This window comes from Ruegeria sp. CDSA077 (assembly GCF_059612265.1).
Map to the genome: position 1 here is coordinate 1 of NZ_JBXWQG010000030.1, position 2,766 is coordinate 2,766.

Consider the following 2,766-nt stretch of genomic DNA (forward strand, 5'->3'; position numbering starts at 1 on the left):
CTCTTAGGTCGAGGCCTTGAGTTGTTCGTCCAGATCAGAGAACGATGCGGCCCAGAATTCTGCCAGGAACGCTGAAACCTCCTGTTCTGAGATTTCCGACCTATTGCCCTCGGCATCCGTCGCTTGACCCATTGTGTATCGCAAGTCGGTGCCAGAGTTCGTTTGCGTCAGCTGATATGTCTCGGGCAGGCTTACTCCAGTGCGCGCCGGATCCTGGATGCAGGTCGAGAAATAGTCGAACGGTTCCCAATCAGTGATGCGATAGAAAAAGTCCGCCAATTCGTGAGAGCAATGATATCCCGCCCCATTGCCGAGACGCCCTTGTGGGCTGTCGACGGTGATTTCCTGTACACGGTTCATCCATTTCAGCTTTAGTTCCGGCGCGACCAACGCCTCCCAAACGACTGCAATTGGGGCATCGAAATGATGGAGGAACGTCCAAACTCCGTCTTCCTTGGTCAAGAAATGGCGCTCGCGGTTTGCACGCAAACGTTCCCAAGATTTAGCCAAATCATAGACCTTCATCGAAACCTCGCCAAAATGTTCGATGTCCTGTGAAAACGGTTCCACTATGCCTTTGATATCCATGGCGTTTGCAGCGGCCTCGCTAAACAGCGCGTAACTGCGTACACCGGTGGCTTCAACAACGTTCGTCTTGGCCATTCGGTGGACCAGAACAACGTCGGCGCCGGAAAAGTCTTTTACCGGGCCAAGTTGTATTTCTTCGAACTGGCCATGATGGGTGATAACCTTCAAATCCAGCCCTCCGACATTGGCACACGCGTTGCAGGTACAGGTTGTGTTGGCAATTATGTCCTGCCGACGAAGAGCAAATGCGTTGTAGAGATTCTCGCAGATGGTCAGGAAGGTCTCGCCGGAGGGGAAATCCTGCCGCGTCGAATATGCCAGAACGGCATCGCCTTCGGTTTTCCAGAAATGGAGCGGATCACCCACCTGTTCGATCAGAACGCCCAGCAAGGAATGCAAAATCGGATTAGCGTGATCCATTTCCGAAGTGGTCAAAAATTGTGTGTAGCCGGAAATGTCGGCGATCAACAGATATCCAGTTTGTGTTGACATGGCACGCTCCCCAAAAGAGTGTTTGGCGCGGTTATTTTGACCTACAAAGGGTTCAAAACCACTTTGGGTCCAAATGCGCCATAGACGGTCATCTTGATGTGTAGGCTGGAGCTCAGACGCAAAGTTGCCGGTGAGAGCCCGAAGTGGTTACCAAGTTCCCGCAAAACAGCCCCTAAATGGCGCCGACGCTATAGCGACGTCACTACACCCATCCGAGTTGTTTTAGAGAGTGCCCATCATTCCAGATTTTGGTCATTCGGGCGATCTTATCGCCTTCAAATTCCATAACGTAGGCATAGTTGGTTGCGATTTCTTTGCCGGTGGCAGGAACTGGTCCACCTTCACCGGTTTGTTTGCCTCTGAATACTGCTGTGGCCGTTACGATGTTCCGTTCGTGATCAGTCGAGAATGAGGTGATGTCGTAATTGCCATCTGGGATTGGGGTCAAAATTCCGGCGGTCCAAGCTGTATAACCTTCGATTGTCGAGATATCGGCCAATGCGTCGGCTTCACATGTAAAAGCGGCACCGTCCTGACAGTATGACTTGCAGACTTTCCAGCCTTTGCCTGTTTCGCATGCATCAAAGAAGGCCATAGCCGTTTCGGAAATACTCATCGTGTTTCTCCTATCCCTGTTTCACTACGTCCAGCACGTCGTTGCCTTCAATTCCGGCTGGATGGGATAGTTTTAGAACATTTATTTTAAAAAATCAATTTTAAAATAAATAAGGGATGAAATTCACTCGCGAATTTCCCTCATGATCAAGTCGTAAAAGTTTGGTATCGCGTGCTTTTTTTCGTCGTGCCGCCCATACAAGACGGTCCCGTGAACGCAAAAAACCACAAAGCTCGCAAGCTGCGCCGTGTCCTTCTCCGCCCCGATATCTCCATCCGCCTGGGCATTACGAAGAGCAGTTTCAACCAATGACTCGACTTCTGCGCAGAACGCGCCCACTTGCTTTGCGGCTTCAGGACTTATCACATGCTTTTGTGCAAGGTGGTTCATCATCAGGCAGCCCTTGTATTCCGACTTGGCGGCCCCCAAAAAAACGTTTCGGAGAAACATTTCGACGCCTTCTAAGTTAGGGTTGTCGATCAAAATACGATAGCGCGGTCCGATAACATGATCGCGGTAATGATCCAAAGCTGCTGAGAACAATCCTTCCTTGTCTCCAAACTCCTTGTACATGCTGGCCGTGTTCAGCCCGGTTTCGCGGACAACGTCACTTATCGATGCAGCTTTGTAGCCGTTTTGCCAAAAAACACCCATGGCTTTTTCAACTACAGCTTCGCGTGAATATGATCTTGGTCTACCCATCGGAGTATATTAAAATGATCATTTAAAAATCGCAACACGCACCGTCTGAGCAAGATCAGGAAAAACCGTTACGAGGGTAGAATCTTCGTTAACTACCACGTTTTGCATGGTGCGCTCTTAAATTCCAACTCGCAGGCAAGTAGTTGATTTATCGTTGCTCCGTGTAGCGAGAATGCTCCCGCGTTTTCTCAAATTGACGTCAGGATTGACCGCCATTCTTATTGTTCAAACCAACCGCAGAAAATGCGTGGCTCAATTTTCGCATTCCAGCGCGGCCTTCAATGACCAGTTCGATGAAATTCGCTGAGAGGCAAAGTTCCGATAGTCGAACGAGCCTGCCCTGACCTTGACCATTTGCACGAGCATTC

The 2,766-nt window shown here is 50.0% G+C and carries 3 protein-coding genes; all 3 read right to left on the reverse strand.

Annotation, left to right across the window (positions count from 1 at the left end):
- Window positions 1-3: 3 nt before the first annotated feature.
- The gene (locus tag AC2FLE_RS21335) at window positions 4-1,080 is read right to left on the reverse strand and encodes a DUF2652 domain-containing protein (protein WP_496699612.1); all 1,077 of its coding nucleotides are present in this window, start codon (window positions 1,078-1,080) and stop codon (window positions 4-6) included.
- 202 nt (window positions 1,081-1,282) lie between these two features.
- Complete coding sequence (locus AC2FLE_RS21340) at window positions 1,283-1,696, reverse strand: ester cyclase (protein ID WP_496699614.1); 414 nt, start codon at window positions 1,694-1,696, stop codon at window positions 1,283-1,285.
- A 123-nt stretch (window positions 1,697-1,819) separates the two neighbouring features.
- Window positions 1,820-2,350 (reverse strand): TetR/AcrR family transcriptional regulator, encoded by a 531-nt coding sequence (locus tag AC2FLE_RS21345; protein ID WP_496699615.1) that lies wholly within the window; start codon window positions 2,348-2,350, stop codon window positions 1,820-1,822.
- Between the last annotated feature and the right edge of the window lie 416 nt (window positions 2,351-2,766).